This window comes from Rhodococcus ruber NBRC 15591 (genome assembly GCF_001894945.1).
Lineage (GTDB): Bacteria > Actinomycetota > Actinomycetes > Mycobacteriales > Mycobacteriaceae > Rhodococcus > Rhodococcus ruber.
In genome coordinates this window covers 43372-66975 of the sequence record NZ_BCXE01000012.1, presented here as the reverse complement: position 1 = coordinate 66975, position 23604 = coordinate 43372, and the positions used below count along the sequence as shown (strand labels likewise).

The 23604-nt window shown below is 70.7% G+C and carries 24 protein-coding genes and 2 tRNA genes; 10 read left to right on the top strand and 16 right to left on the bottom strand.

Annotated features, from left to right (window positions below):
* Positions 1–241: 241 nt before the first annotated feature.
* Both RR3_RS08145 and RR3_RS08140 read left to right on the top strand, forming a co-directional pair.
* Complete coding sequence (locus RR3_RS08145; RefSeq protein WP_064066115.1) at positions 242–445, top strand: hypothetical protein; 204 nt, start codon at positions 242–244, stop codon at positions 443–445.
* A 276-nt stretch (positions 446–721) separates the two neighbouring features.
* Positions 722–2326: an MBL fold metallo-hydrolase gene (locus RR3_RS08140; RefSeq protein WP_064066114.1), complete on the top strand. Its 1605-nt coding sequence runs from the start codon at positions 722–724 to the stop codon at positions 2324–2326.
* A gap of 312 nt (positions 2327–2638) precedes the next feature.
* On the opposite strand, the gene RR3_RS08135 is transcribed toward RR3_RS08140, so the two are convergent.
* Positions 2639–3487 carry a class I SAM-dependent methyltransferase gene (locus tag RR3_RS08135; RefSeq protein WP_064066138.1) on the bottom strand — a complete coding sequence of 283 codons (849 nt, stop codon included), beginning with the start codon at positions 3485–3487 and terminating at the stop codon, positions 2639–2641.
* Between the two features lie 190 nt (positions 3488–3677).
* Between RR3_RS08135 and RR3_RS08130 the strand changes: the two genes are divergently transcribed.
* On the top strand, positions 3678–4313 hold the full coding sequence (locus tag RR3_RS08130) for a sigma-70 family RNA polymerase sigma factor (RefSeq protein ID WP_010594281.1): 636 nt from the start codon (positions 3678–3680) through the stop codon (positions 4311–4313).
* Between the two features lie 70 nt (positions 4314–4383).
* On the opposite strand, the gene RR3_RS08125 is transcribed toward RR3_RS08130, so the two are convergent.
* The gene (locus tag RR3_RS08125) at positions 4384–4848 is read right to left on the bottom strand and encodes an ArsI/CadI family heavy metal resistance metalloenzyme (RefSeq protein WP_017680336.1); all 465 of its coding nucleotides are present in this window, start codon (positions 4846–4848) and stop codon (positions 4384–4386) included.
* 190 nt (positions 4849–5038) lie between these two features.
* Here RR3_RS08125 and RR3_RS08120 point away from each other — a divergent pair, with 190 nt between their 5' ends.
* A complete protein-coding gene (locus RR3_RS08120; RefSeq protein ID WP_010594278.1) occupies positions 5039–5779 on the top strand; it encodes a PIG-L deacetylase family protein in 741 nt (246 codons plus the stop codon).
* Between the two features lie 18 nt (positions 5780–5797).
* On the opposite strand, the gene RR3_RS08115 is transcribed toward RR3_RS08120, so the two are convergent.
* Positions 5798–5871: transfer RNA gene (locus RR3_RS08115), tRNA-Ile, on the bottom strand.
* 212 nt (positions 5872–6083) lie between these two features.
* A tRNA-Asn gene (locus RR3_RS08110) sits at positions 6084–6156 on the bottom strand.
* Between the two features lie 146 nt (positions 6157–6302).
* Between RR3_RS08110 and RR3_RS08105 the strand changes: the two genes are divergently transcribed.
* On the top strand, positions 6303–6548 hold the full coding sequence (locus RR3_RS08105) for a hypothetical protein (RefSeq protein WP_010594277.1): 246 nt from the start codon (positions 6303–6305) through the stop codon (positions 6546–6548).
* A gap of 16 nt (positions 6549–6564) precedes the next feature.
* Here the strand turns inward: RR3_RS08105 and dnaG are convergent, their stop codons facing one another.
* The 3 genes from dnaG to RR3_RS08090 are packed head-to-tail and all read right to left on the bottom strand — an operon-like array spanning position 6565 to position 10477.
* The gene (dnaG, locus tag RR3_RS08100; RefSeq protein ID WP_010594276.1) at positions 6565–8487 is read right to left on the bottom strand and encodes a DNA primase; all 1923 of its coding nucleotides are present in this window, start codon (positions 8485–8487) and stop codon (positions 6565–6567) included.
* 17 nt (positions 8488–8504) lie between these two features.
* Positions 8505–9776: a deoxyguanosinetriphosphate triphosphohydrolase gene (locus RR3_RS08095; protein ID WP_064066137.1), complete on the bottom strand. Its 1272-nt coding sequence runs from the start codon at positions 9774–9776 to the stop codon at positions 8505–8507.
* Positions 9777–9787: 11 nt separating this feature from the next.
* Positions 9788–10477: a YdcF family protein gene (locus tag RR3_RS08090; protein WP_026137657.1), complete on the bottom strand. Its 690-nt coding sequence runs from the start codon at positions 10475–10477 to the stop codon at positions 9788–9790.
* Between the two features lie 85 nt (positions 10478–10562).
* Between RR3_RS08090 and RR3_RS08085 the strand changes: the two genes are divergently transcribed.
* On the top strand, positions 10563–12587 hold the full coding sequence (locus tag RR3_RS08085; RefSeq protein ID WP_072786376.1) for a TPM domain-containing protein: 2025 nt from the start codon (positions 10563–10565) through the stop codon (positions 12585–12587).
* 62 nt (positions 12588–12649) lie between these two features.
* Here the strand turns inward: RR3_RS08085 and RR3_RS08080 are convergent, their stop codons facing one another.
* Positions 12650–14041 carry a glycine--tRNA ligase gene (locus RR3_RS08080; protein ID WP_017680332.1) on the bottom strand — a complete coding sequence of 464 codons (1392 nt, stop codon included), beginning with the start codon at positions 14039–14041 and terminating at the stop codon, positions 12650–12652.
* Between the two features lie 166 nt (positions 14042–14207).
* Between RR3_RS08080 and RR3_RS08075 the strand changes: the two genes are divergently transcribed.
* Together RR3_RS08075 and RR3_RS08070 are read left to right on the top strand one after the other, a co-directional pair.
* Positions 14208–14594, top strand: coding sequence for an ArsR/SmtB family transcription factor (locus tag RR3_RS08075; RefSeq protein ID WP_010594271.1), 387 nt, complete (start codon positions 14208–14210; stop codon positions 14592–14594).
* 8 nt (positions 14595–14602) lie between these two features.
* On the top strand, positions 14603–15031 hold the full coding sequence (locus RR3_RS08070) for a Fur family transcriptional regulator (RefSeq protein ID WP_010594270.1): 429 nt from the start codon (positions 14603–14605) through the stop codon (positions 15029–15031).
* Positions 15032–15075: 44 nt separating this feature from the next.
* On the opposite strand, the gene RR3_RS08065 is transcribed toward RR3_RS08070, so the two are convergent.
* The 5 genes from RR3_RS08065 to RR3_RS08045 form a co-directional block, all read right to left on the bottom strand.
* Positions 15076–15579, bottom strand: a complete 504-nt coding sequence (locus RR3_RS08065; RefSeq protein WP_059174735.1) for a T3SS (YopN, CesT) and YbjN peptide-binding chaperone 1 — start codon at positions 15577–15579, stop codon at positions 15076–15078.
* On the bottom strand, positions 15576–16049 hold the full coding sequence (locus tag RR3_RS08060) for a hypothetical protein (RefSeq protein WP_010594268.1): 474 nt from the start codon (positions 16047–16049) through the stop codon (positions 15576–15578). The genes RR3_RS08065 and RR3_RS08060 overlap by 4 nt, the downstream gene beginning before the upstream one ends.
* Positions 16046–16852: an isoprenyl transferase gene (locus tag RR3_RS08055; protein WP_043805362.1), complete on the bottom strand. Its 807-nt coding sequence runs from the start codon at positions 16850–16852 to the stop codon at positions 16046–16048. The genes RR3_RS08060 and RR3_RS08055 overlap by 4 nt, the downstream gene beginning before the upstream one ends.
* The gene (gene recO, locus RR3_RS08050; protein ID WP_072786381.1) at positions 16809–17624 is read right to left on the bottom strand and encodes a DNA repair protein RecO; all 816 of its coding nucleotides are present in this window, start codon (positions 17622–17624) and stop codon (positions 16809–16811) included. The genes RR3_RS08055 and recO overlap by 44 nt, the downstream gene beginning before the upstream one ends.
* 64 nt (positions 17625–17688) lie before the next feature.
* Positions 17689–18726: an alpha/beta fold hydrolase gene (locus RR3_RS08045; protein ID WP_064066557.1), complete on the bottom strand. Its 1038-nt coding sequence runs from the start codon at positions 18724–18726 to the stop codon at positions 17689–17691.
* A gap of 192 nt (positions 18727–18918) precedes the next feature.
* Here RR3_RS08045 and RR3_RS08040 point away from each other — a divergent pair, with 192 nt between their 5' ends.
* Together RR3_RS08040 and RR3_RS08035 are read left to right on the top strand one after the other, a co-directional pair.
* Positions 18919–20337 carry an amidase gene (locus RR3_RS08040; protein ID WP_017680327.1) on the top strand — a complete coding sequence of 473 codons (1419 nt, stop codon included), beginning with the start codon at positions 18919–18921 and terminating at the stop codon, positions 20335–20337.
* Positions 20328–20960: a TetR/AcrR family transcriptional regulator gene (locus RR3_RS08035; protein WP_029540023.1), complete on the top strand. Its 633-nt coding sequence runs from the start codon at positions 20328–20330 to the stop codon at positions 20958–20960. Before RR3_RS08040 ends, RR3_RS08035 begins: the two co-directional genes overlap by 10 nt.
* Here the strand turns inward: RR3_RS08035 and RR3_RS08030 are convergent.
* From RR3_RS08030 to RR3_RS08020, 3 genes are all read right to left on the bottom strand, one after another.
* Positions 20927–21232, bottom strand: coding sequence for a hypothetical protein (locus RR3_RS08030; protein ID WP_010594262.1), 306 nt, complete (start codon positions 21230–21232; stop codon positions 20927–20929). The two genes, RR3_RS08035 and RR3_RS08030, sit on opposite strands and share 34 nt — an antisense overlap.
* Positions 21233–21294: 62 nt before the next feature.
* Positions 21295–22212 carry a GTPase Era gene (gene era / locus RR3_RS08025; protein ID WP_010594261.1) on the bottom strand — a complete coding sequence of 306 codons (918 nt, stop codon included), beginning with the start codon at positions 22210–22212 and terminating at the stop codon, positions 21295–21297.
* 67 nt (positions 22213–22279) lie between these two features.
* Entirely contained in the window at positions 22280–23590 is a 1311-nt protein-coding gene (locus RR3_RS08020) for a hemolysin family protein (RefSeq protein ID WP_010594260.1), read from the bottom strand.
* Between the last annotated feature and the right edge of the window lie 14 nt (positions 23591–23604).

Here is a 23604-nt window from a genome sequence, read left to right as displayed (position 1 = left end):
GTCACAGTGCGTGTGTACGCATGTGACCATAGCCACAAGACGGCGAAATTGGAACAGGTTCTATCGCCGGCGGTCGGCCCGGCCGCAAGCCGGACCGCACCCCCGCCGCACCCGCCGGGCCGGCGGCGCCGGCACGGTGAAACCGGACCGATCACGCGAACGGGACGTCGACCAGGGTGAATCCCAGGGTGAAGATCGAAAACCGCGTAACCCTTCCCCGGGCAGCGGCGGTGTAGACGGCATGAACGTGATCGCCTCGCTGCTCGTCGCGTGGGTCGCCGTCGCTGCGGTGGTGGCCACGATCGTCGGGGCAGCGATCGCCCTCAGAGCCGAGCATCGGTCCCCGCGGCCCGGTCCGATGCAGCCGAAGGGACCACGACGGCGCCCGCACGGTGCGGCCCGCGCCGAGCAGCCGCGCACCGTGTGCGCGGAGCTGCGGGACTGACGCGGCGCCCGGCCCGTCCGGGCCGGGCGCCGGTCCGAGGTGGCGCCGAACGTCGGGGTGCTCGACGCCACCACGATGTCCATCGGGCAGGCGCCGGCGCGTGTGACAGCAGGCGAGGGTGAGACCCGGGGTGATATCCACGGCCGGCGGGTGCGGGCCCGTCGGCGCATTCGAATACGCGACATGCCCGAGCGGGGTCCGACCGACCCGAGGTTCGGATAGCTTGACTGTGGTACCCGCAATTTCGACCGCGATTCCATGTCGTAGGAGCTGCGTGTGGCGCACGACCCGACTCTCGTCTTCCACGGCGCCGCGCAGACGGTCACCGGCTCGTGCACGGAGATCGCGCTGGACTCGACGCGGATTCTGGTGGACTGCGGCCTGTTCCAGGGCTCACGCACTCTCGAAGAGCTGAACTACGGTGACTTCGCGTTCGCACCGGACGAGATCGACGCCGTCGTCCTCACCCATGCCCACATCGATCATTGCGGTCTGCTGCCCAAGCTGGTGGCCCAGGGTTTCGAGGGGCCGATCTTCTGCACCGGCCCGACCACCGACCTGCTGGAATTCATGCTCGCCGACGCCGGGCGCATCCAGGAGTTCGAGGCCGAGCGGCGGAATCGGCGACGCGACCGCACGCGCGGAAGGAGGTTCACCCCGCTCTACACGGAGGCAGACGCCCTCGCCGCCTGGGGGCAGGCCCGTCCGGTGGCGCTCGGAGAGTGGTTCGAGCCCGCTGCAGGTTTTCGCGCACGGCTGTGGAACGCGGGGCACATACTGGGGGCCGCGTCGGCGGAGATCGACGCGGAGGGTGTGCGCCTGCTCTTCTCCGGCGACCTCGGTCCCGCCCAGAAGGCGTTCCACCCCGACCCGACCGGCCCCTCGGGGCCGGACCATCTCGTCTGCGAATCCACCTACGGAAACCGGACCCGCGTGCGGATGACGATCGAGCAACGGCGTGACCTGCTCGAAGAGGAGATCGACCGTGCGGTCGGGCACGGCGGCAACCTCGTCGTCCCCGCCTTCGCGCTGGAACGGACGCAGGAACTGCTGCTCGACATCGCACACCTCGTCGACGAGAACCGCATCCCCGCGGTGCCGGTGTTCGTCGACTCACCGCTCGCCAACCGGGCGACCGCGGTGTTCGCCGCGCACGCGGGCGAACTCGAGGATCTCGAGGGGAAGAACATCTTCCGCCATCCGGCGATCCACTACGTCGACGACGCCTCCACGTCCAAGCGGATCAACGACGTCTCGGGAGCGATCATCATCGCGGCCTCGGGAATGTGCGAGGCGGGGCGCATCCGTCACCACCTGAAGCACAATCTGCACCGTCGGGATTCGACGATTCTGTTCGTCGGCTTCCAGGCGCAGGGTTCGCTCGGCCGCGTGATTCTCGACGGTGCGAAGCGTGTCCGCATCTCCGGTCAGGACATCGATGTGCGGGCGCAGATCCGGCGGATCGACAGCTATTCCGCACACGCGGATCAGGCCGAACTCCTGGACTGGATCACGGTACGCGGTCCCGTGGCAGGCAGCCTGTTCCTCACCCACGGCGAGCCGGAGGCCGTGGCGGCGCTGGCCGAACTGGTGCACGAGCTCGACCCTTCGCTGTCGATTGTCACCCCGGAGATCGGCGAGAGCTACCAGGTGGCGTCCGGTGCCCCCGCGTCGCGGATTCAACCCGCTCGCGCGGACGTCGCGCGCCTGAGCGGGCGCGATTGGCAGAACGACTACGCCGAACTGGCGGTGAGCCTCAAGCAGCAGCTCGGACGCATCCCGGATGCGGAGTCGCGCCGGAAGGCCGTCGCCGAGATCCGCGAGATCCTCGACAGCTACGCGGATGTCCACCCCTCGCACGGCACGCGGAAGCGCCGCTGAGTCGGGTCCGCACCCCCGTCGAGGCGCCCGAATCGCCTGGTTCGGGACCTTCTACCCTGCCCGACCGGGCCGTTCTCCTTCACATCCGCTCGCAGGCCGCCTACGCTCGGATCCGGCCACGACCCCCCTGCACAGTGGCCCTGCCCCGCCGGCGACGACGCGCGAAGCCGGCGGGGCCTCGCATTCTTCCCCTTCGGCAGCGCTGCAGCGCCCGCACCCGATCGCCGCGCCGCGGCCCGCACCCGATCGCCGCGCCGCGGCCGGCAGCCGATCGCCGCGCCGCGGCGGTGAACGCCCGCACCGATCGGGCGGCTACCTCTTGCGGGCGGTGAGCAGCAGGTACTCGGCGTCGTACGCGGTCCGGCCGGGCTCTCCGGCTCGATTCCAGTCCGTGAGGAACTGCAGAAAGCTCCGGTCGAGCTCCGCGGTCCGGTCCGGGTCGGCGGCGTTGAACCGGTACACCGCGATCACCGGACCGTAGTTGCGCTTCCAGTACTCGCGGAACTCGATCGGCTCCGGGCTGGGGTCCATCACCACGCTTCGGCGATCCATGCTCAGGTCGCTGATCCGATCGCCGAACAACTCCCGGACGTGCCGCTCGTCGCCCCATATCGGGGGCGGCGACGCGCCGGGCGGGGGCGGCGGCGCATACGGGGCCATGAGCCGGAACAGCTGACCGATGAAGCCCTCCGGTGTCCAGTTGATCATCCCGATCGTCCCACCCGGCCGGCACACCCGCAGCAGTTCGTCGGCGACGGCCCGGTGGTGTGGTGCGAACATCGCGCCCACGCTGGAGAGCACGACGTCGAAGCCGGCGTCGGGGAACGGCAGGGCCTCGGCGTCCACCTCCACCCACTCGAGGTCCACGCCCCGCTCCGTCGCGGCGCTGCGGCCCGCGACGAACAACTCCGGCGTCAGATCGGCGGCGGTGACGATCGCGCCCCGTTCGGCGGCCGGGATGGCCGGGATGGCAGCGTTGCCGGATCCGGCGCCCACGTCGAGGACCCGCAGGCCCGCCACCACCCCGGCCGCGGCGACGAGCGTCGGCCCGAACGTCGGGATCAGGTCGGCCGCGACCGCCGGATAGTTCCCGGCCGCCCACAACGCCCGGTGCCTGGCCTTCAGCGCCCGGTCGCCGTCACGTTCCACGATGCCGGTCATGATCACTCCTTCGTCCGATGCTGCGGGATCGTGTGTCCCGCACTGGCACCGAGACAGACGTCGCCGCCGCCGCAGGGACGCAATCCCGGCGGAGCGTGCAGGCACCGACGTGGGATTGCGTCCTTTCCCCGGTACCGTCGTCTGTGGAGGGACACCGCCCGTACAGCGCCCCTTCCCGGAGGACCACACCATGACCACGGCATCCACCCTGACCACGGCATCCACCAGGTCCGCGACGGACGCGGACGCCCTGACCACCGAAGCCGTCTGGCGCGAGTTCGGAGCGCAGCTCCGCGTCTTCGTGCAGCGGCGGATCGCCGATCCGGACCGCGCCGACGACGTGCTCGGCGAAATCCTGCTGCGCGTCCACAGGAACCTCGGCCGGGTCGAGGACCGCGAGCACCTGATCCGGTGGGTGTACCGGATCGCCCGCAGCGCGATCATCGACGACTACCGACGGGCCGCCCGGGATCGGGACCGGCTCGCACCGCTCACCGGCGACGCGCCCGACCCGGCCGGACCGGACGGGGACGACGCGGCGACCGCCCAGCGGGAGCTGGCCGCCTGCCTGCGCCCGCTGCTCGACGGGCTCTCCCCCGAGCAGCGCCGAGCCGTCGAGCTGACCGACCTGGAAGGTCTGACGCAGGCCCGCGCCGCCGCCGTCGAAGGGGTGTCGCTGTCGGGAATGAAGTCCCGGGTCCAGCGGGGCCGGCGGAAGCTGGCCGAACTGCTCGGACGGTGCTGCGCGCTGACCCTCGATGCGCACGGGATGCCCGTGGACTACACCACCCCGACCGACTGCCGCTGCGCCGGCGACCCCCGCTGATCCAGGGGTGCTGATCCTGCGGTGCGCGCCGGTGTGCCGTCGCCGGACGGCACACCGGGGCGAGTTCCGATCAGCCGCAGCAGGCCCCCGCTGTCGGGCTGTCCTCGCTCGCGCAGGCGACCGCACACGCCGAACCCGTCAGCCCGTCCGGGTTGGCGGGATCGTCGTCGGTCACGGCGTAGTACTCCCACCATCCGTTGGGCACGTCGGGCGCGTCGACGAAAACCTTGTCCTGCACGGCATGGCAGCACAGATCCTGCTCGGCGATCGTGGCGGTCAGTCCGGCAGCACGGAACCGAGCCAGCGCTCCGGACACCTCGTCGGGGCCGTCCGTCTCGATCCCCAGGTGGTTCAGACGTTCGCGCGCACCGGGATTCTCGATCAGCACCAGCTTCAGCGGCGGGTCCTCGATCGCGAAGTTGGCGTACCCGGGGCGCTGTTTGTGCGGTGACACCCCGAACAACGCGGTGTAGAACTCGGTCGCCGCGGTGATGTCCTCGACGTTGAGAGCGAGCTGGACTCGGGTGGCAGACATGGCGGTCTCTCCTCGAAATCGGGACACCGGCCCGGGAATCCACCATGGATCCTCGTCACCGTGTGTCCTCCCTACTGACGACCGTCGCGCCGAACGGACGCAGCCGCGTCGTTCGCGCTCGGCGAATGCGTCCTTCGCCGCGGTGCGACGTCCGAAAGGAGACCCGGTCACCGACTCGAAAGGACCCGTCGTGAACACCACATCGACCACGCTGCCCGAGAACTGGAACCGCGCGATGGCCGTCGTCGCGCATCCCGACGACCTCGAGTACGGCGCGGCCGGCGCCGTCGCCCGCTGGACCCGCTCGGGCAAGTCGGTGGCCTACGTCGTCGCCACCGACGGCGAGGCCGGCATCGACGGCCGCACCCCCGCCGAGGCGGCACCTCTGCGACGCCGCGAGCAGCTCGAAGCCGCCGCCGTCGTCGGCGTCGAGGACGTGACATTCCTCGGATACCGCGACGGCGTCGTCGAATACGGACTCGACCTGCGCCGCGCCATCGCCCGCGAGATCCGGAGGTTCCGGCCGGACGTGCTGATCACCGCCACGTACGAGCCCACCTACGGACTGGACGGCGGGCGCATCGTCAATCAGGCCGACCACCGCGCCGTGGGCCTGGCGGTACTCGACGGCGCCCGCGACGCCGGCAATCGCTGGATCTTCCCCGAGTTGCTCGACGAGAACCTGCCTCCGTGGCACGGGGTCGGCCACGTGTACCTGATGGGCGCGAACGAGCCGTCGCACGCCGTCGACGTCACCGAGAGTCTCGACGCCGGAATCGAATCACTGCGCGCCCACCGGTCCTACCTGGACGGGCTGGGCCGGGACTTCGATCCTGCGGCGTTCCTGCGCGAGTTCACCGCGGCCGCCGGAACCCGAATCGGCGTGCGGCACGCCGTCGCCTTCCAGCAGATCCGGCTCCAGGGGGTGTGACGGCCGGAGCGGGAAGGGTGGGGCGGGCGGGGCTCGAACCCGCGACCAATGGATTATGAGTCCACGGCTCTAACCGACTGAGCTACCGCCCCGTCCGCGCGTATCCGAAGGTACGCGACGTGTGCCGAATGCTACCGGCCGCGACGGCCGGTCCCGGTCGCGGGTCACCCCGTGTCGCCGGGCCAGGCCGAACCGCGGCCACGAGGAGGCGTGTGTAACTTCCGTCACACCGGCCACGGTTCGTGCCGGCCGGGACGCGAAAACCCCTTCCACCCGAGATCGGGTGGAAGGGGTTTTCCGGAAGCTCCCCCGGCTGGACTCGAACCAGCAACCGTTCGATTAACAGTCGAATGCTCTGCCAATTGAGCTACAGGGGATTGTCCTGCGTGCCCCGCCGTTTCCCGCGGTGCGTGAAGAACTGTAGCGCCCCACCCGACGCGGCACCAAATCGCCTGCCTGTGAGCCCGGGGACCTGGATCGGGCAGGATGGGTAAAACGCTGACACGGCTGAACGGAGACGACGTTGATCGGACTTTTGGTGGGGGTTGCCGCGGGCTACGTCCTGGGGACACGGGCGGGCCGCGCCCGATACGAACAGCTCAGCAGGACGGCGAAGGCGGTCGCAGGTAGCCCGGTGACGAAGAAGGCGATCGAGGTGAGCCGGCAGAAGCTGGCCGACTCCCTCAGCCCGGAGCCGAAGCTCGAACCGATGAAGCCGCTCGACGAGCAGACCACGATCCTCGTCCCCCGCGACCAGTTGCGGCGGTGACGCGGGTGGCGTGAGGTCAGCCGGCCAGGCCGTCGCCGCTGGTGTCGCCGATGGCCTGGTCGAGCAGGCTGCGCCGATACTGCTCGAGTGCGACGAGGTCCCCGAGCAGCGAGTGGAACTCGTCGGATTCGGTGGCCGGGGAGATGCGCTGCAGTTTGGATTTGAGTTCGGCGACCTGCTCCCCCACCCAGACCTCCTGCAGCCGCGCGAGGACCCCGCCGATGTAGCGGGGCATCCGGTCCTCCTCCGCGGGCAGCGAGTCCACCGCGAGTTCCATGACCAGCGAGTGCACCACGGGGTCGGTGGCGGCGCGGCCGACGGCGTCGACCCATTCCGCGCCGCCGAGTCCCGCGCCGGTCCCGCCGACCGCGGCCACGGCTTCGCGGACGGCCGCGTAGGCCGGATCGGTGAACGTCTCCGCGGGCAGCGAATCGAACACGGTCCCGGCGATGCCGGGGTACTGCAGCGCCGCCTTGAGGGCGTCGCGCTGCGGCCACAGCGCCGGATCGTCGGGACGCGGCCGACGCAGGACCGTCTCCGCGGGCCCCGCCTCCGCCCGCTGGTGCGGCGCGACGGTGCGTGCCTTCTCGTCGCCGCCGCGCGCGACGCGACGGGACTCCTCCTGCACCCGGCGGCGGACGGCCGGAATGTCGTCCCAGCCCACCCAGTGCGACAACTGCACCGCGTAACTGTCGCGCAGCGTACGTTCCTTGATCCGGGCCACCACGGGAACCGTCCGGCGCAGCGCCTCCACCCGACCCTCGGCGGTGTCGAGGTCGTGCTCGGCGAGAATCGACTTGACGACGAACTCGAACATCGGGGTGCGCCGGGCGACGAGGTCGCGCACCGCTCCGTCGCCGGACTCCTGCCGCAGCTCGCACGGATCCATGCCCTGCGGTGCGATCGCGACGAATGTCTTCGCCGTGGTCTTCTGGTCGCCCTCGAACGCCTTCATCGCCGCAGCCCGGCCGGCGGCGTCGCCGTCGAAGGTGTAGATGATCTCACCGCGGAAGTAGCTGTCGTCCATGAGCAGTCGCCGCAGCATCGCCAGATGCTCGTCGCCGAACGCGGTGCCGCACGCGGCCACTGCGGTTTTCACGCCCGACAGGTGCATTGCCATGACGTCGGTGTAGCCCTCGACGATCACCGCCTGGTGTGCCTTGGCGATCTCCCGCTTGGCCAGGTCGAGTCCGAACAGCACCTGGGATTTCTTGTAGAGCAACGTTTCCGGGGTGTTGACGTACTTTGCCGCGAGCGTGTCGTCGTCGAACAGGCGGCGGGCTCCGAATCCGATGACGTCGCCGGCGAGGTTGCGGATCGGCCACAGCAGCCGCCGGTGGAACCGGTCGATGGGTCCGCGGCGACCCTGCTTGGACAGACCGGCCGCCTCGAGCTCGGCGAATTCGAAGCCGCGGGAGAGCAGGTGCCTGGTGAGCGCATCCCAGCCGGCGGGAGCGTATCCGCACCCGAACGCCGCGGCCGCGGCTTCGTCGAAGCTGCGTTCGGTCAGGTAGTCCCGCGCCGCCTGAGCGTCGGGCGTCCGCAGCTGCTCGGCGTAGAACTCCTGCGCGGCCGCGTTGGCGGCGACGAGCCGTGCGCGGGTGCCGCGGTCGCGCTGCACCGACGGTCCCCCGCCCTCGTAGTTGAGGGTGTAGCCGACCCGGTCGGCGAGCTGCTCGACGGCTTCGACGAAACTGATGTGCTCGATCTTCTGCAGGAACGAGTACACGTCGCCGCCCTCGCCGCAGCCGAAGCAGTGGAAGTGGCCGTGGTTGGGACGGACGTGGAAGGACGGGGACTTCTCGTCGTGGAAGGGGCACAGCCCCTTCATCGAATCGGCGCCGCCGCGCCTGAGGGCGACGTACTCGCCGACGATGTCCTCGATCCGGACGCGGTCACGGACGGCCGCGATGTCCCTGTCTGAAATTCGCCCGGCCACGACGACGAGTCTAGGCGCTACCCCCAACTCGCCTGCGCGGCGAGGCTGTCGCGGTCGATCCGCTCGAGCCGGGACTCGGTGCACGAGGCGATCTGGTCGACGATCACCCGCATGCGGGCGGCGTCGTCGGGCGCGGCGTCCCAGAGGGGGACGAAGAACGGGTCGAGGCCCACGGGGGCCGTGCGCTCGAGCCATTCGGCGACGCGGTGGATCCGTTCCCGCTGCCGTTCCTGGCGCTGCCGGTGGGCGGCATCGGACATCACGAACTGCAGGGCCATGGTCTTGAGCAGGGCCACCTCGGACGCGACGACAGGCGGGACGACGAGATCGGCGTCGTAGCGGGTGACCGGGCGATCGCCGGTGACGGCGCGGGTGCCGATGATCGCGGCCGTCGCGAAGCGGCCGACGAGTTCGCTGGTGAGCCGCTTGAGCGCCACCGAGCACGCGAGGCTGCCGTCGTAGGTGTCGACGGCCTGGACCACCGGCATCTGCGACAGTCGCTTCGAGGCCTCCACCAGCTCGTTCGGGTCGAGACCGGAGAACTCGCGCATGCCGAGATCGACGAGCGTGCTCACCGACGCCGGGTCGGTGAGCACGCGCAGGTCGATCCGTCCGTCGATCACGCCGTCCTCGACGTCGTGGACGGAGTAGGCGACGTCGTCGGACCAGTCCATGATCTGGGCTTCGAGGCACTTGCGCCGGTCCGGCGCGCCGTCGCGCACCCACTCGAGGACGTCGGCGTCGTCGTCGTAGGCGCCGAACTTCGCGCCGGGCGCCGGGCGGGTCCACGGATACTTCAGTGTCGCGTCGAGGGCCGCGCGGGTGAGATTGAGACCGGCGCTCGCGCCGTCGGGATGGACGATCTTCGGCTCGAGGCACGTGAGGATCCGCAGATTCTGCGCGTTGCCCTCGAATCCGCCGCACCCGGCGGCTACCTCGTCGAGGGCGCGCTCGCCGTTGTGACCGTAGGGCGGGTGCCCGATGTCGTGCGCGAGGCCGGCGAGGTCCACCAGGTCGGGATCGCAACCGAGCCCGTCGGCGATGCTGCGGCCGATCTGGGCGACCTCGATCGAGTGGGTGAGCCGGGTGCGCGGAGTGTCACCGTCGCGGGGGCCGACGACCTGGGTCTTGTCGGCGAGCCGCCGCAGGGCGGCGCTGTGCTGGACCCGGGCGCGGTCCCGCGCGAACGGCGTACGGCTCGCGGTCGCCGGCCCGGCACCGGCGAGCGCCGATACCTTCGGGACCTCGGTGACACGCCGTTCGAGGTCGTGTTCGTCGTAGCCCGGCATCACGTCCTCCTTCACTGTGCGGCCGTGTAGGGGAAGTCCGCCGAGTCGTGGGTGAGCTGGTACCAGATCAGCGCGCCCGTCTCACGGGCGATCCCGTGCAGCTGCGACTCCCGGGTGTACACGGCGGGTCCGGTGCGGGTCGGCGCGGTCCACGCGTCGAGACCGGCGTCGCGGGCCATGGTGCGAGTACGCAGCGAATGCCACGGATCGCTCACCAGCACCGCGGAGTGCAGCCCCTGCGCGCTCATCTCGCGTCCGACCGCTTCGACACTGAGCAGCGTGTCCGAGCCCTCCTCGACCGCGGTGATCGCCGACTCCGGCACACCCTTGGCGACCAGATAGTTCTTGCCGGAGGCCGCCTCGGTGAACAGGTCACCCTCCTGCTTCCCGCCGACGGTGACGATCCGTTCGGCTACCCGGTTCTCGTACAGGGTGAAGGCCTGGTCGAGGCGGGCCTGGAACACCGACGAGGGGGTGCCGGAGTATTGGGCGGCGCCGAGCACGACGATGGCGTCGGCCGGGCTCCAGTCGTCGATGCGCGCCACCTGCCACACCCGCACCGCGGTCCCGGCGAGGACCGCGATCGCCGCGAGCACCACTCCGAGCACCAGCCGGCGTGTCCAGCGCGCGACGCTCGTCCCGAACCCACGCCGGGTTTCGGGGAGGGGCGGTGCTGGGCGTAGACGGGCTGCGGTACTCACTCCCCGATTCTGCCAGTGTTGCGCGTGTGTCCACCCGGCGACGCGCCACGGGCGACGACGCAGGCGAGCCGATAGATTCGAACGCATGTCACCGCATTCGGTCGTCGTCCGGCCACGTCCGGTCCGTCCGCTCCACCGTTCGCTGTCGCTGTCGGTGCCGGTCCTGCTGGCGGCGCTGGCCTGGTTGTTGCTGCCCGGTTCGGCGACGGCCGAGCCGCCCTTCCGGCTCCCGCAGCCGATCACCGACACGGCCGGCGTACTGGGTCCGGCGGAGACGGCGCAGATCGAGCAGGCGGCGGACGCGCTCTACGCCGAGCACGGGGTGCAGTTGTGGGTGGCGTACGTGCCGACATTTTCCGGACTGTCGTCCGACGACTGGACCGAGCAGACCGCGCAGGCCAGCAACTTCGGCACCGACACCGCCCTGCTCGCCGTGGCCACGCAGGACCGCGAGTACGCGCTGTGGACGCCGAACGCGTTATCCGGGGTCACCGCGTCCGAGCGGGACGCCATCAGCACGGATCGGATCGTGCCGCAGCTGCGGGACGAGAACTGGGCCGGGGCCGCGGTGGCGGCGGCCGAGGGTCTCGACGAGGCGTTGTCGGCCTCGGGTTCGGGCTCGGGCTCGGGCTCGGGCACCACGCTGCTCGTGGGGGGCGGGGTCATCGCCGCCGGCGCCGGCGGGGTGTACCTGTACTCCAAGCGCGCCAAGCGCAAGCGGGCCGAGGCGGGCGCCCGGGCCGCGGCGGACACCGACCCGGCCGACACCGACGCACTGAGTGCACTGCCGCTCGAAGGACTCGAACTGCATGCCCAGAAGATCCTGGTCGAGACCGACAACGCGGTCCGTTCGAGCCACGAGGCGCTCGAACTGGCGCGCGGGGAATTCGGCGATGCCGCGGTTCAACCGTTCGACCACGCCTACCGTCAGGCGCAGTCGGCCCTGGCGTCCGCGTTCGAGATCCGGCAGCGGCTCGACGACGCCATCCCCGAGACGCCTCAGCAGCAGCGCGACATGCTCGTGCAGTTGATCTCGTCGTGCGGGCGCGCGGACCGGGAACTCGACGCGCAGGTCGAGGCCTTCGACCGGATGCGCGACCTGCTGCTCGATGCACCCGCCCGCCTCGACGCACTCACCCAGCGCGCGATCGCGTTGCGGGCCCGCCTCCCCGAGGCCGAGGCGACGCTGGCGAACCTGCGCACGGAGTTCCCGGCCGGCGCGCTCGCCCCGATCACCGACAACGTGGCGCTGGCCCAGGACGAGATCGAGTTCGCCGAGAAATCCGTCGACCAGGGCCGCACCGCGGTGGCGCGCCCCGTCGGCGAGCAGGGCGACGCGGTGCGCGCCATCCGGGAAGCGGAAGGCGCTCTGGGGCACGCGGCGACCATGCTCGACGCGATCGACCACGCCGCCGACGACATCCGGCGGGCGATCGCGACGTTGCCGGCGGCGATGGCCGACGCCGAACAGGGCATCGCCGACGCGGGACAGCTCGCCGATGCCGGGGGCGCGGAACTCGCCGAAGCCCGCAGGGCCGCGCAGGAGGCACTCGACCACGCGCGGGCGGCGATGAACACCGACCCGCTGGGCAGCTTCACCCGAGTCGTGGAGGCGGACGCCCGCCTCGACGCGCTGCGCGCCCGCACCCGTCAGGCACAGGAGCAGGCGCAGCGCAGCCGTCAACGTCTCGAGCAGGATCTGACGGCCGCCCAGTCCCAGGTCACCGCTGCCGCGGACTTCATCGGGACGCGGCGCGGCGTGATCGGCGCCGAAGCCCGCACCCGCCTGTCGGAGGCGCAGCGCCATCTGCAGGCCGCGCAGCAGCTCGCCGCCCACGACCCGGGCCGGGCCCTGCAACACGCTCAGGCGGCGGGGACCCTCGCGGCGAATGCGCTGCGCGCAGCGCAGAACGACGTGCAGCGTTGGGACCGTCAGCAGCGTCCGCCCCGCGGCGGCGCCTCCGGCGGCAACATCGCCGGTGCGGTGCTCGGCGGCATCCTGATAAACAGCGTCCTGACCGGTGGCCGCGGGGGCTTCGGCGGCGGGGGCTTCGGCGGTGGGGGCTTCGGGGGCGGCGGGTTCGGCGGCAGCAGCGGCGGGCGGTTCTGACCGCGACCGTGCAGTGAGGGGGTCGCCTCGTGCGAGGCGACCCCCTCACTGCGGCTGCGCGGTCAGGCGCCGATCAGCCGCTGGGCCAGGTAACCCTCGACCTGGTCGAGCCCGACGCGCTCCTGCGCCATGGTGTCGCGCTCGCGGATGGTGACGGCCTGGTCCTCGAGGGTGTCGAAGTCGACCGTGATGCAGAACGGGGTGCCGATCTCGTCCTGGCGGCGGTAGCGGCGGCCGATGGCGCCGGCGTCGTCGAACTCGATGTTCCAGTACTGGCGCAGCTGCGCGGCGAGGTCCTTCGCCTTGGGGCTCAGATCCGCATTGCGCGACAGCGGCAGCACCGCCGCCTTGACCGGGGCGAGCCGGCGATCGAGGCGCAGCACGGTGCGCTTGTCGACGCCACCCTTCGCGTTGGGTGCCTCGTCCTCGCTGTAGGCGTCGACGAGGAACGCCATGAGCGAACGCGTCAGACCCGCTGCCGGCTCGATGACGTACGGGGTGTACCGCTCGTTGGTGGTCTGGTCGAAGAAGCTCAGGTCGGCACCCGAGTGCTGCGCGTGCGTCGACAGGTCGAAGTCGGTGCGGTTGGCGACGCCCTCGAGCTCGCCCCATTCGCTGCCCTGGAAGTGGAAGCGGTACTCGATGTCGACGGTGCGCTTGGAGTAGTGGGACAGCTTGTCCTGCGGGTGCTCGTACAGGCGCAGGTTGTCCTTGTTGATGCCGAGTCCGGTGTACCAGTCCATCCGGTAGTCGATCCAGTACTGGTGCCACTGCTCGTCCTCGCCCGGCTTGACGAAGAACTCCATCTCCATCTGCTCGAACTCGCGGGTCCGGAAGATGAAGTTGCCCGGGGTGATCTCGTTGCGGAAGCTCTTGCCGATCTGGCCGATGCCGAACGGCGGCTTCTTGCGCGACGTGGTGAGCACGTTGGCGAAGTTCACGAAGATGCCCTGCGCGGTCTCGGGACGCAGGTAGTGCAGCCCCTCCTCGCTCTCGATCGGGCCGAGATAGGTCTTGAGCATCATGTTGAAGTCGCGGGGCTCGGTCCACTGGCCCTTGGTGCCGCAGTCGGGGCAGGCGATCTCCGACATCGGAACAGCGTCGGGATCGTCGAGCTTGTTCTTCTCGGCGTACGCCTCCTGCAGGTGATCCTGGCGGTGGCGCTTGTGACAGCTCAGGCACTCGACGAGCGGATCGTTGAAGACCCCGACATGACCCGAGGCCACCCACACCTGACGCGGCAGGATCACCGACGAGTCCAGTCCGACGACGTCCTCGCGGCTGGTGACCATGTTGCGCCACCACTGCTTCTTGATGTTCTCCTTGAGCTCCACGCCGAGCGGCCCGTAGTCCCAGGCCGACCTCGTACCGCCGTAGATCTCACCGCAGGGATAGACCAGGCCCCGGCGCTTGGCCAGGTTGGCGACGGTATCGATCTTGGATTTCGGTGCCACTCGGATTCACTCCATCTTCGATGCGGGGTTTCGCAGCGTGCGTCGACCCGTAAGCCTATCGCTCCGGTCGGCGGGGCCGAACGTCGCGCCGGTTGACATGCACATTCGTGCATATCAAAATGGGATCGGTTTGCAATAACGCGGCCGAGGACCCGAAGGAGACCCGTTGAGCGTTGCCGACACCGGCCCCGGCGGCGACGCCAGCGCCGCGCCCCCTCCGCACGAGGACTGCCGTCCGGGCTCGGCGGCACCCGCCCCGGCCCCGGCTCCGTCGCGGGAGACCCTCGCCGCCGCCGGCGAGCTCCTGCGCGCCCTGGCCGCACCCGTGCGCATCGCGATCGTGCTGCAACTGCGCGAGTCCGAACACTGTGTCCACGAGCTGGTCGGGGCGCTCGGCGTCACCCAACCGCTGATCAGCCAGCACCTGCGCATCCTCAAGGCCGCAGGCGTGGTCCGCGGCGAGCGCGCCGGACGCGAGGTGCTCTACCGTCTCGTCGACGACCATCTCGCCCACATCGTCGTCGATGCCGTCGCCCACGTCGAGGAAGGTTGACCCCAGCCGTGCCGCCCGCCCCCAAACCCGTCGTCGGAGTCCGCTCCACCAGACAACGCAGTGCGATCTCCGCGCTGCTCGACGAGATCGAAGAATTCCGTTCGGCCCAGGACCTGCACGACGAACTGCGCCGGCGCGGCGAGGGCATCGGCCTGACCACCGTCTACCGCACCCTGCAGTCCCTTGCCGAAGCCGGCACCGTCGACGTGCTGCGCACCGACAGCGGGGAGTCCGTCTACCGGCGCTGCTCGTCCGGTCACCACCACCATCTCGTGTGCCGCGCGTGCGGATTCACCGTCGAGGTGGACGGGCCCGCGGTCGAGCGCTGGTCCCACGAGGTGGCCGAGGACAACGGCTTCGTCGACGTCAGCCACACCGTCGAGATCTTCGGCACCTGCCGCGAGTGCGCGGACGCCGAGCCCCCAACCTCCCGCTGAGCGCAGCCCTCCCGCCGAGCGCAGCCTCCGCTGAGCGGTGACCCTCAGCGGCACCCGCAGCCGTCGCAACCGCACCCGCCCAGCAGATCGACGGTCTCGCCGCCCGGCTCGTCGAACACGCACGCCCGGCCGCCGAGCCGCGTTGCGAGGTCGGGAGCCGACGGCACCAGCGCCGCCACGACCGCGACCGCGCGCGCCAGGTGCGCCGGCACCAGCGGGTGCGCCGGGACGCGCTGCACCGCCGTCACCCGATCCTGGTGGAGTTCGAGTCTCGCGTCCGGCCACTGCGCCTGCAGGTCGACGAGGACCTCGGCCGCGCGGGTGCGACCGGCGATCCGCTCCACCAGGTACGTCGTCAGCTCCACCACCCCCGCTCGGGAGTCGACGACGACGTAGGTGAGCACATCGTCGACCCAGATCGGTACATCGCCGTCCGTGTCGGGTTCGATCTCCTCGGTGAGGACCGTCGACAGGACACGCAGCACGGCCGCGCGCAGCGCGTCGTCGTCCCCGGTGACGATCGGGAGGTCCCAGTCGAGTTCGCTCACTCGGATCCGCCCGTACCCGCGACGGCCGAGCGCGCGTCGCCGGCACCACCGAGCACGAGCAGCAGCATCGTCGTCAGGGGCGAATCGTCGAGACCGGTGGCGGGAAAGGAGTACCGGAGCACCACGTCCGCCTCGGCGTCCCGCTCGACGAGGTGGATCGACCCGAACTGCAGCGCGTCGGCTGCCGTGGCGACGCGTGTGCGCAACGCGTCGTCTAGTGGCAGGTCCCACGCGAGGATTCCGGTCAGCGACACCACGTCGAGGCCTTCGGTGAGGGTCACCACCCGCACGGCGCAGGGCACGCCCGCGTAGTCGAATCCCAGCGCGTCGTCGCCGTTCGTCCTGGGTTCGTGCAGGGCGACGAACTCCGCCAGCGCGGACGCGATCCGCTCGCGCAGGCCCAGTCCGCTCGGGTCCATTCCGCCGGGGTCGGGTGCCCGATCGCCCGGTCCGGTCCCGGCGTCCGTCACTTCACACCCCCGAATCGACGGTCGCGCGAGGCGTACTCCACACACGCGGCCCACAGGTCCCGACGGTCGAAGTCGGGGAACATCTTGTCCTGGAACACCATTTCGGCGTAGGCCGACTGCCAGAGCAGGAAGTTCGAGGTGCGCTGCTCACCGGACGGCCGCAGGAACAGGTCCACGTCCGGCATGTCGGGCTCGTCGAGGTACCGCCCCACCGTGGCCTCGGTGACGCGTTCCGGGTCGAGCTCACCCGCAGCCACGCGACGCGCGATTTCCCTTGCAGCATCGGCGATCTCGGCGCGACCCCCGTAGTTCACGCACATGGTGAGGGTCATCACGTCGTTGTCGCGGGTCAGTTCCTCGGCGATCTCGAGTTCCTTGACGACGCTGCGCCACAGCTTGGGCCGTCGTCCGGCCCAGCGCACGCGCACCCCCATCTCGTGCATCTCGTCGCGCCGGCGGCGGATGACGTCCCGGTTGAAGCCCATGAGGAAGCGCACCTCGTCCGGGCTGCGCTTCCAGTTCTCGGTGGAGAACGCATACGCCGAGAGCCACTTGACGCCCATCTCGATGCAGCCGCACACGGTGTCCATCAGCACCGCCTCGCCGCGTTCGTGGCCGGCGGTGCGGGGCAGGCCGCGTTCCTGTGCCCAGCGTCCGTTGCCGTCCATGACCAGGGCGACGTGCCGCGGGATCAGTTCGGGCTGCAGACCCGGTGGGCGGGCGCCGGACGGATGCGGGTCGGGCGGCCGGATCTCGCGGTCACGCGATGCTTGCGGGGTGCGGCGTCGAATCACGCCCCCCATCCTGCCCGACCGTCTCCCCCTCCACAGTCACGGCATGGGGACGACTGCGTTCGATGAGGGGCAGGGTCCGCAACTGCCGCTCCAGATGCCACTGTAGATGGGCGGCGATCAAGCCGCTGACCTGCCCACGCGTGGCCGCGGACACCGTTTCGGTGCCCTGCCAGCGACCGTGGAACAGCGCGTCCATCAGGTCCAGCACACCCGCGCCGGGGGTCGCGGCACCCGGCGGACGGCACCGCACGCACACCGCTCCCCCGGCCGCGACATGGAATGCGCGATGCGGGCCGGGCTCGTCGCAGCGGGCGCAGCGGTCGATCGCCGGTGCCCAGCCGGCGTAGGCCATCGCGCGCAGCAGGTACGCGTCGAGAATCAGCTCCGGCGGCCGGATCCGGTCGGACAGCGCACGGAGGGCACCGACGGTGAGGCGGTGCAGTTGCGGGACGGGAGCGCGTTCCTCACCGGCGAGCCGTTCGGCGGTCTCGAGCACGGCACACGCGGTGGTGTAGCGGCCGTAGTCGTCGACGATGTCGGCACCGAACGCGTCGACGGTCTGGACCTGCGTGACGATGTCGAGGCTGCGACCCGGATGCAGTTGCACGTCGATGTGCGCGAACGGCTCGAGCCGGGCCCCGAACTTCGAGCGGGTGCGGCGCACACCTTTCGCGACGGCCCGCACGAGCCCGTGGCGACGGGTGAGCAGGGTGACGATGCGGTCGGCCTCGCCCAGCTTGTGCTGGCGCAGCACCACCGCGTGATCCCGGTACAACCTCACGATCCGAGTCTGTCACGTCCGGCCGACACCGGGCGCACCCCGCGTCCGCATTCACCCGATCGGCTCAGGTGGCGCTGCGCTCCTCGGCGCCCATCGCATCGAGCACGGTCTGCCGGGCGGCCGGACCACCGGTGATCCGGCGCTCGCTGACACCGTTGACGAGCAGCCGGCCCCAGCGCTGCTCGTCGAACTCGGCGGGGGCGGTGGAGTCGAGGAACTCCTCGACCACCCGGACGAACCTGATGGGGTCGTCGCGGAACGGGAAGTGACCGGAGTTGCGGAAGACCTCGAGCCGGGAATGCGGCATCGCCGAATGCGCCAGGTGCGCGTGCCCGACCGGGATCACACTGTCGTGCTCACCCCAGATCAGCTGCACGGGCAGGTCCTCGGTCAGATAGCAGCGGTCGAGCATCGTCACCACCTGACCACGCCAGTCCACGACGGCGCGCAACGTGCGCAGGAACGCCTCGCACGCCGTGGGATCGGGCAGGCCCCCCAGAACCCGGATCAGGTCCGAGGTGTCGTGCAGCAGGACACCGGGACGCAGGGGCGTGTCGTGCCATCGGCCCAGTAGCCCCCCGGCGATACGCACAGCGGGCATGGCACCCGGGATCCGCAGCAGCTTGAGCGCCTCGCTCAGCCCCGGCAGGGACAGCGCCCGCAGGGCGGGGTGGACGTCCTTGGTGACGCCACCGGCCGAGACCAGCACGAGCCGGTCGACCATCTGCGGGAACTGGTACGCGAACTGCATCGCGACACCACCGCCGAGAGAATGCCCGACCACCGTGACGCGGGCGATGCCCAGCACCGACAGCAGATCTCGGACCCCGTTGGCGTATCCGGCGACCGAGTAGTCGCTGCGGGGCTTGTCGGAGCGGCCGTGGCCGAGCAGGTCCGGGGCGATGACCGTGTACTTGCGGGCCAGATGCGGGATGATCTCCCGCCAGGTCGAGGAGTTGTCGCCGATCCCGTGGATCAGCAGCAGGGCGGGCCCGTCACCGGCGATCCGGAACGCGCGGCGGTAGCCGTGGATGGTCCGGAAGACCGTCCGCGTCTCCGTATCCGGTACGCGCCGGAGGGTGCGTGTGCGTGATGAACCCATGTGTAACTCCTGACAGCCGGTCTCCCTGACATCACGGGAGGCGCCCGCGATGTCCCCGGGGGCATACCCAGCGCCCCGCCGCTGATGGCCTAGATGTGACGAGCATCACATTTTCCGGTGCAGGCCCTCGACCGGAGCCACTGGAACACGTTACTGTTCGTTCGAACGAACAGCACAGGAGGACGCCGCCGTATGACCGCACCCCGCGCCGACACCCGCGCGCCGGGCCTCGCCGCCGAGGCCGCCGCCCTCGCCGCGGGCGCCATCACGTCCGTCGCCGCGACGCGGGCCGCCCTGGACCGCATCGCGGCCGCCGATCCCGCCCTCAACGCCTTCCGGAGCGTCCGGCGGGAGCGGGCCCTCGCGGAGGCCGAACAGGCCGACCGGCGTCTCGCCGCCGGGGTCCGCCTCCCCTTGCTCGGCGTGCCGGTCGCGGTGAAGGACGACACGGACATCGCACAGGAGGTCACCGCGTTCGGATGCGCCGGCGAGTTCACCGTCCGCGAGCAGGACGCCGAGGTGGTGCGGCGACTGCGGGCCGCCGGTGCGGTGATCGTCGGCAAGACGAACACCCCCGAACTGGGCCAGTGGCCGTTCACCGGCGGCAGCGCGTTCGGTCACACCCGCAACCCGTGGCACCGCGACCACACCCCCGGCGGGTCGTCGGGGGGCAGTGCCGCGGCGGTGGCAGCGGGGATGGTGTCCGCGGCCCTCGGCTCGGACGGCGCCGGATCGGTCCGCATACCGGCCGCCTGGACCAACCTCGTGGGTATCAAGCCGCAGCGCGGGCGGATCTCGATGTGGCCCGATCCCGAGGCGTTCTACGGCCTGACCACGCACGGCCCCCTCGCGCGCACGGTCGCCGACGCCGCACTGCTGCTCGACGCGGTCGCGGGCGGCCACGTCGGCGACCTGCACGAAGCCGAGGCCGTCACGGTGTCCGACGCCGTGGGCCGCGACCCGGGCCGGCTCCGCGTCGCGCTCTCGTTCGCCCTGCCGTACACCGCTACCCGCACCCGGCTGCACGGCGAGATCCGCGCGGGGGTGGACTCCCTGGCCGGTGCCCTGCGCGCCCTGGGTCACGAGGTCACCCTCGCCGACCCCGCCTACGGCCCACTGCTGGGCCTGAACTTTCTGCCCCGGTCGATGGCGGGGATCGACGACTGGGTGCGACGCCTGCCGGACCCCGCCCTGGCCGACCCCCGGACCCGGGCGAACGCGCGCACCGGCCGGGTGCTCCGCGGCCGCGCGCTCCGTGCCGCCCGGGCCGCCGAACCGCGCATCCGCCGGCGCATCGGCGCGATCTTCGACCGGTTCGACGTGATCCTCGCCCCCACCACGGCGACCCCGCCCCCGGCGGTGGATGCGATGGACGGACTCGGCGGCTGGGCCACCGACAAGGTGATCACCGCCGCCTGCCCCTACACCTGGCCATGGAACGTCCTGGGCTGGCCCAGCGTGAACATCCCGGCGGGATTCACCGGATCGGGCCTGCCGATCGGCGCCCAGCTCATGGGGCACGAGAACGCGGAGCCTGTGCTGATCTCCCTCGCCTCCCAGCTCGAGTCGGAACTGCGCTGGGATCGTCACACGCCGCGGCGATGGTGGTGAGCGCGATGGGCACGGATGTCCGCGGCAGAATCATCGCGGCGACCCTGCACCTGATCGGCACGGACGGCATCGCCGCGGTCACCAACCGCCGCATCGCCGCCCGGGCGGGGGTCTCGCTCGGGTCGATCACCTACCACTTCCCCACCCAGTCCGATCTGCTGCGCTCGGCGCTCACGACGTTCGTCGCCGACGAGACCACACGACTGCGCGAGCTCGCGCAGGAGTACCGGAGCCGGGATCCGAGCCTGGTCGACGCCGCAGCACTCACCGAGCAGGTGGCCGAGGACCTGTCGTTCTCGGCCGAGCGGATCGCCCCGTTCGAGCTCTACATCCAGGCGGGCAGGGATGCCCAGCTGCGGGACGCCGCGGCACAGTGCTGGTCCGCCTACGATGCACTGACCGCCACCATTCTCACCGAACTCGGCGTTCCCCGAGCGGAATCGATCGCGCCGACGCTGGTTGCCACGATCACGGGCCTGCAGCTGCGGCGCCTCGCCACCGGCGGCGCGGTGGACATCGCGACCTCCGTCCTGCACCTGGTCCGCAGTGCGGTGTCCGCGGACACCGCCGGAGACGACGCGGCCACCGATCACACCACGGTGGCGACGACGAAGACCACGTAGGCCGCGAGGGCGCTCCGCACGACGACGTCGACCGACCGGCGCGGGGCGCGCACCGCGAACAGGACGGAGGCCGTCGCCAGCAGCGCCCAGCACACCGGGTGGCCGTAGCGGATCGCCGCTTCCTGCACCCCGGTCGTGGCGCCGGCCTTCGCCGGCACCACGAACACCCAGAGCACGGCGAGCCCGAGACACAGTGCCGCGAGAACGACGCCGACCGCGGCGCGATTCCGCGTCACCACCGCCCGCACACCGCTCGCCGAATCACCGTTCACGGCTGCCTCTTCCGTGTTCGCGGGCCGGGGCGTGTCCCCGAGACCCCGGGGACCACCGTAGATCAGAAGCCGAGGCGGCCGAGCTGCTTCGGATCTCGCTGCCAGTCCTTGGCGACCTTGACGTGCAGATCGAGGTAGATCTTCACACCGAGCAGCTTCTCGATCTGCGACCGGGCGGCGGTACCCACCTCGCGCAGGCGCGCACCGCCCTTGCCGATGACGATGCCCTTCTGGCTCGGCCGCTCCACGTACAGCAGCGCGTGCACGTCGAGCAGTTCGCCCTGCTTCTCGGTTCGACCCTCCCGCTCGGAGATCTCCTCGATCACGACCGCGAGCGAATGGGGCAGCTCGTCGCCGAGCCCCTCGAGCGCAGCCTCGCGGATCAGCTCGGCCATGAGCGTCTCCTCGGGCTCGTCCGTCAGCTCCCCGTCGGGGTAGAACGCCGGGCCGGGTTCCATGTGCGAGGCGAGAACGTCGACGAGGACCTCGAGCTGTTCCCCCGAGGTGGCGGACACGGGAACGACGTCCACGTCGGGTCCCAGCAGCTCGGACACCGCGAGCAGCTGCGGTGCGAGTCGTTCCTTGCTCACCTTGTCGATCTTCGTGACGATGCCGATCAGCTTCGTGCGCGGGGCAACCTGCCGCACCTGTTCGACGATCCAGCGGTCACCGGGGCCGATCTTCTCGTCCGCGGGAATGCACACGCAGACCGCGTCGACCTCCGAATAGGTGTCGCGCACCAGGTCGTTGAGCCGCTGCCCGAGCAGGGTCCGCGGCCGATGCAGGCCGGGGGTGTCGACGAGGATGATCTGTGCGTGTTCCCGGTGGACGATGCCCCGGATGGTGTGCCGGGTGGTCTGCGGACGCGACGAGGTGATCGCAATCTTGCTGCCCACGAGCGCATTCGTCAGCGTCGACTTGCCGGTGTTGGGGCGGCCGACGAAACACACGAAGCCGGAACGGAAGTCGGGATCGGTCAATGCAGAACTCCTCGTCTGTGGTGCCGCCGAACGGGTCGGCACGGGGTGTGGGGCCTCGGCGACGAGGTCACCCGTCGACCGGCTCCTCGGCGACCGCGGCGGCCTCCTCGGTCGCGGGAACCCGTTGCACGTACACGGTGTTGATGCGGACCCGGCCGCGGGCGTCGCGGCCGCCCTCGCCGCGCAGCCGCAAACCGTGGATCTCCACCTCGGAGCCCGGCAACGGTACCCGGCCGAGCACGAATCCGAGCAGTCCACCGGCGGTGTCGACCTCGAGATCGTCGAGCGCGACGTCGAACAGGTCACCGAGGTCCTCGACGGGCAATCGAGCGGAGACCCGGAAGGTGCCGTCGCCGAGATCCTCGACGGGGGCGATCTCTGCGGTGTCGTACTCGTCGGCGATCTCGCCGACGATTTCCTCGATGATGTCCTCGATGGTGACGAGACCGGCGATGCCGCCGTACTCGTCGACGAGCAGCGCCATGTGATTGCGGTCGCGCTGCATGTCGGCCAGCAGATCGTCGAGACGCTTGGAATCGGGGACGAACACCGCCGGCCGCATCGCCTCGGCCACGGTCACGCTCCGGCCGCCGTCGCGTGAATAGTAGGTCTGCTGCACCAGATCCTTCAGGTACACGACGCCGCGGATGTCGTCGACGTTCTCGCCGACCACGGGGATGCGGGAGTGCCCGCTGCGCACCGCGAGCGAGGTGGCCTGGCCGGCGGTCTTGTCCGCCTCGATCCACACCATCTCGGGACGCGGCACCATCACCTCGCGCGCCGTGGTGTCACCGAAGTCGAACACCGACTGGATCATCCGCCGTTCCTCGGCCGCGACGACGCCCCGCTCCTGAGCCATGTCTACCAGCTCGCGCAGCTCGATCTCGTTGGCGAACGGCCCGTTCCGGAATCCGCGGCCGGGCGTGATCGCATTGCCGATCAGGATCAGCAGCCTGCTCAGCGGGCCGAGCAGCACACCGATCACGCGCAGCGGCACCGTTGCGCCCAGGGCAATGGAATACGCGTGCTGGCGGCCGAGGGTGCGCGGACCCACGCCGATCACCATGTAGTCCACGAGCACCATGACCACGGCAGCGGTGACCAGCGCCCAGGTGTGGTCCATCCGGTCGAGCAGCGCCGCCACCAGCACGACCGTCGCGGTGATCTCGCACAGAATGCGGAGCAGCACCATCAGGTTGACGTACCGGGGGCGGTCTCCGAGGATCACCAGCAGCTTCTGCGCGCTGGGCCGTTCCCCCTTCGCCAGTTCCTCCACCCGGGCCGGGGAGACCGTGTTCAGCGCCGAGTCGACCGCCGCGAACAATCCGCCGAGCGCCACCAGCACGACGGCGGCGACGACGAGCGCTGGGGCACTCATGCCGGTGCTCCGAT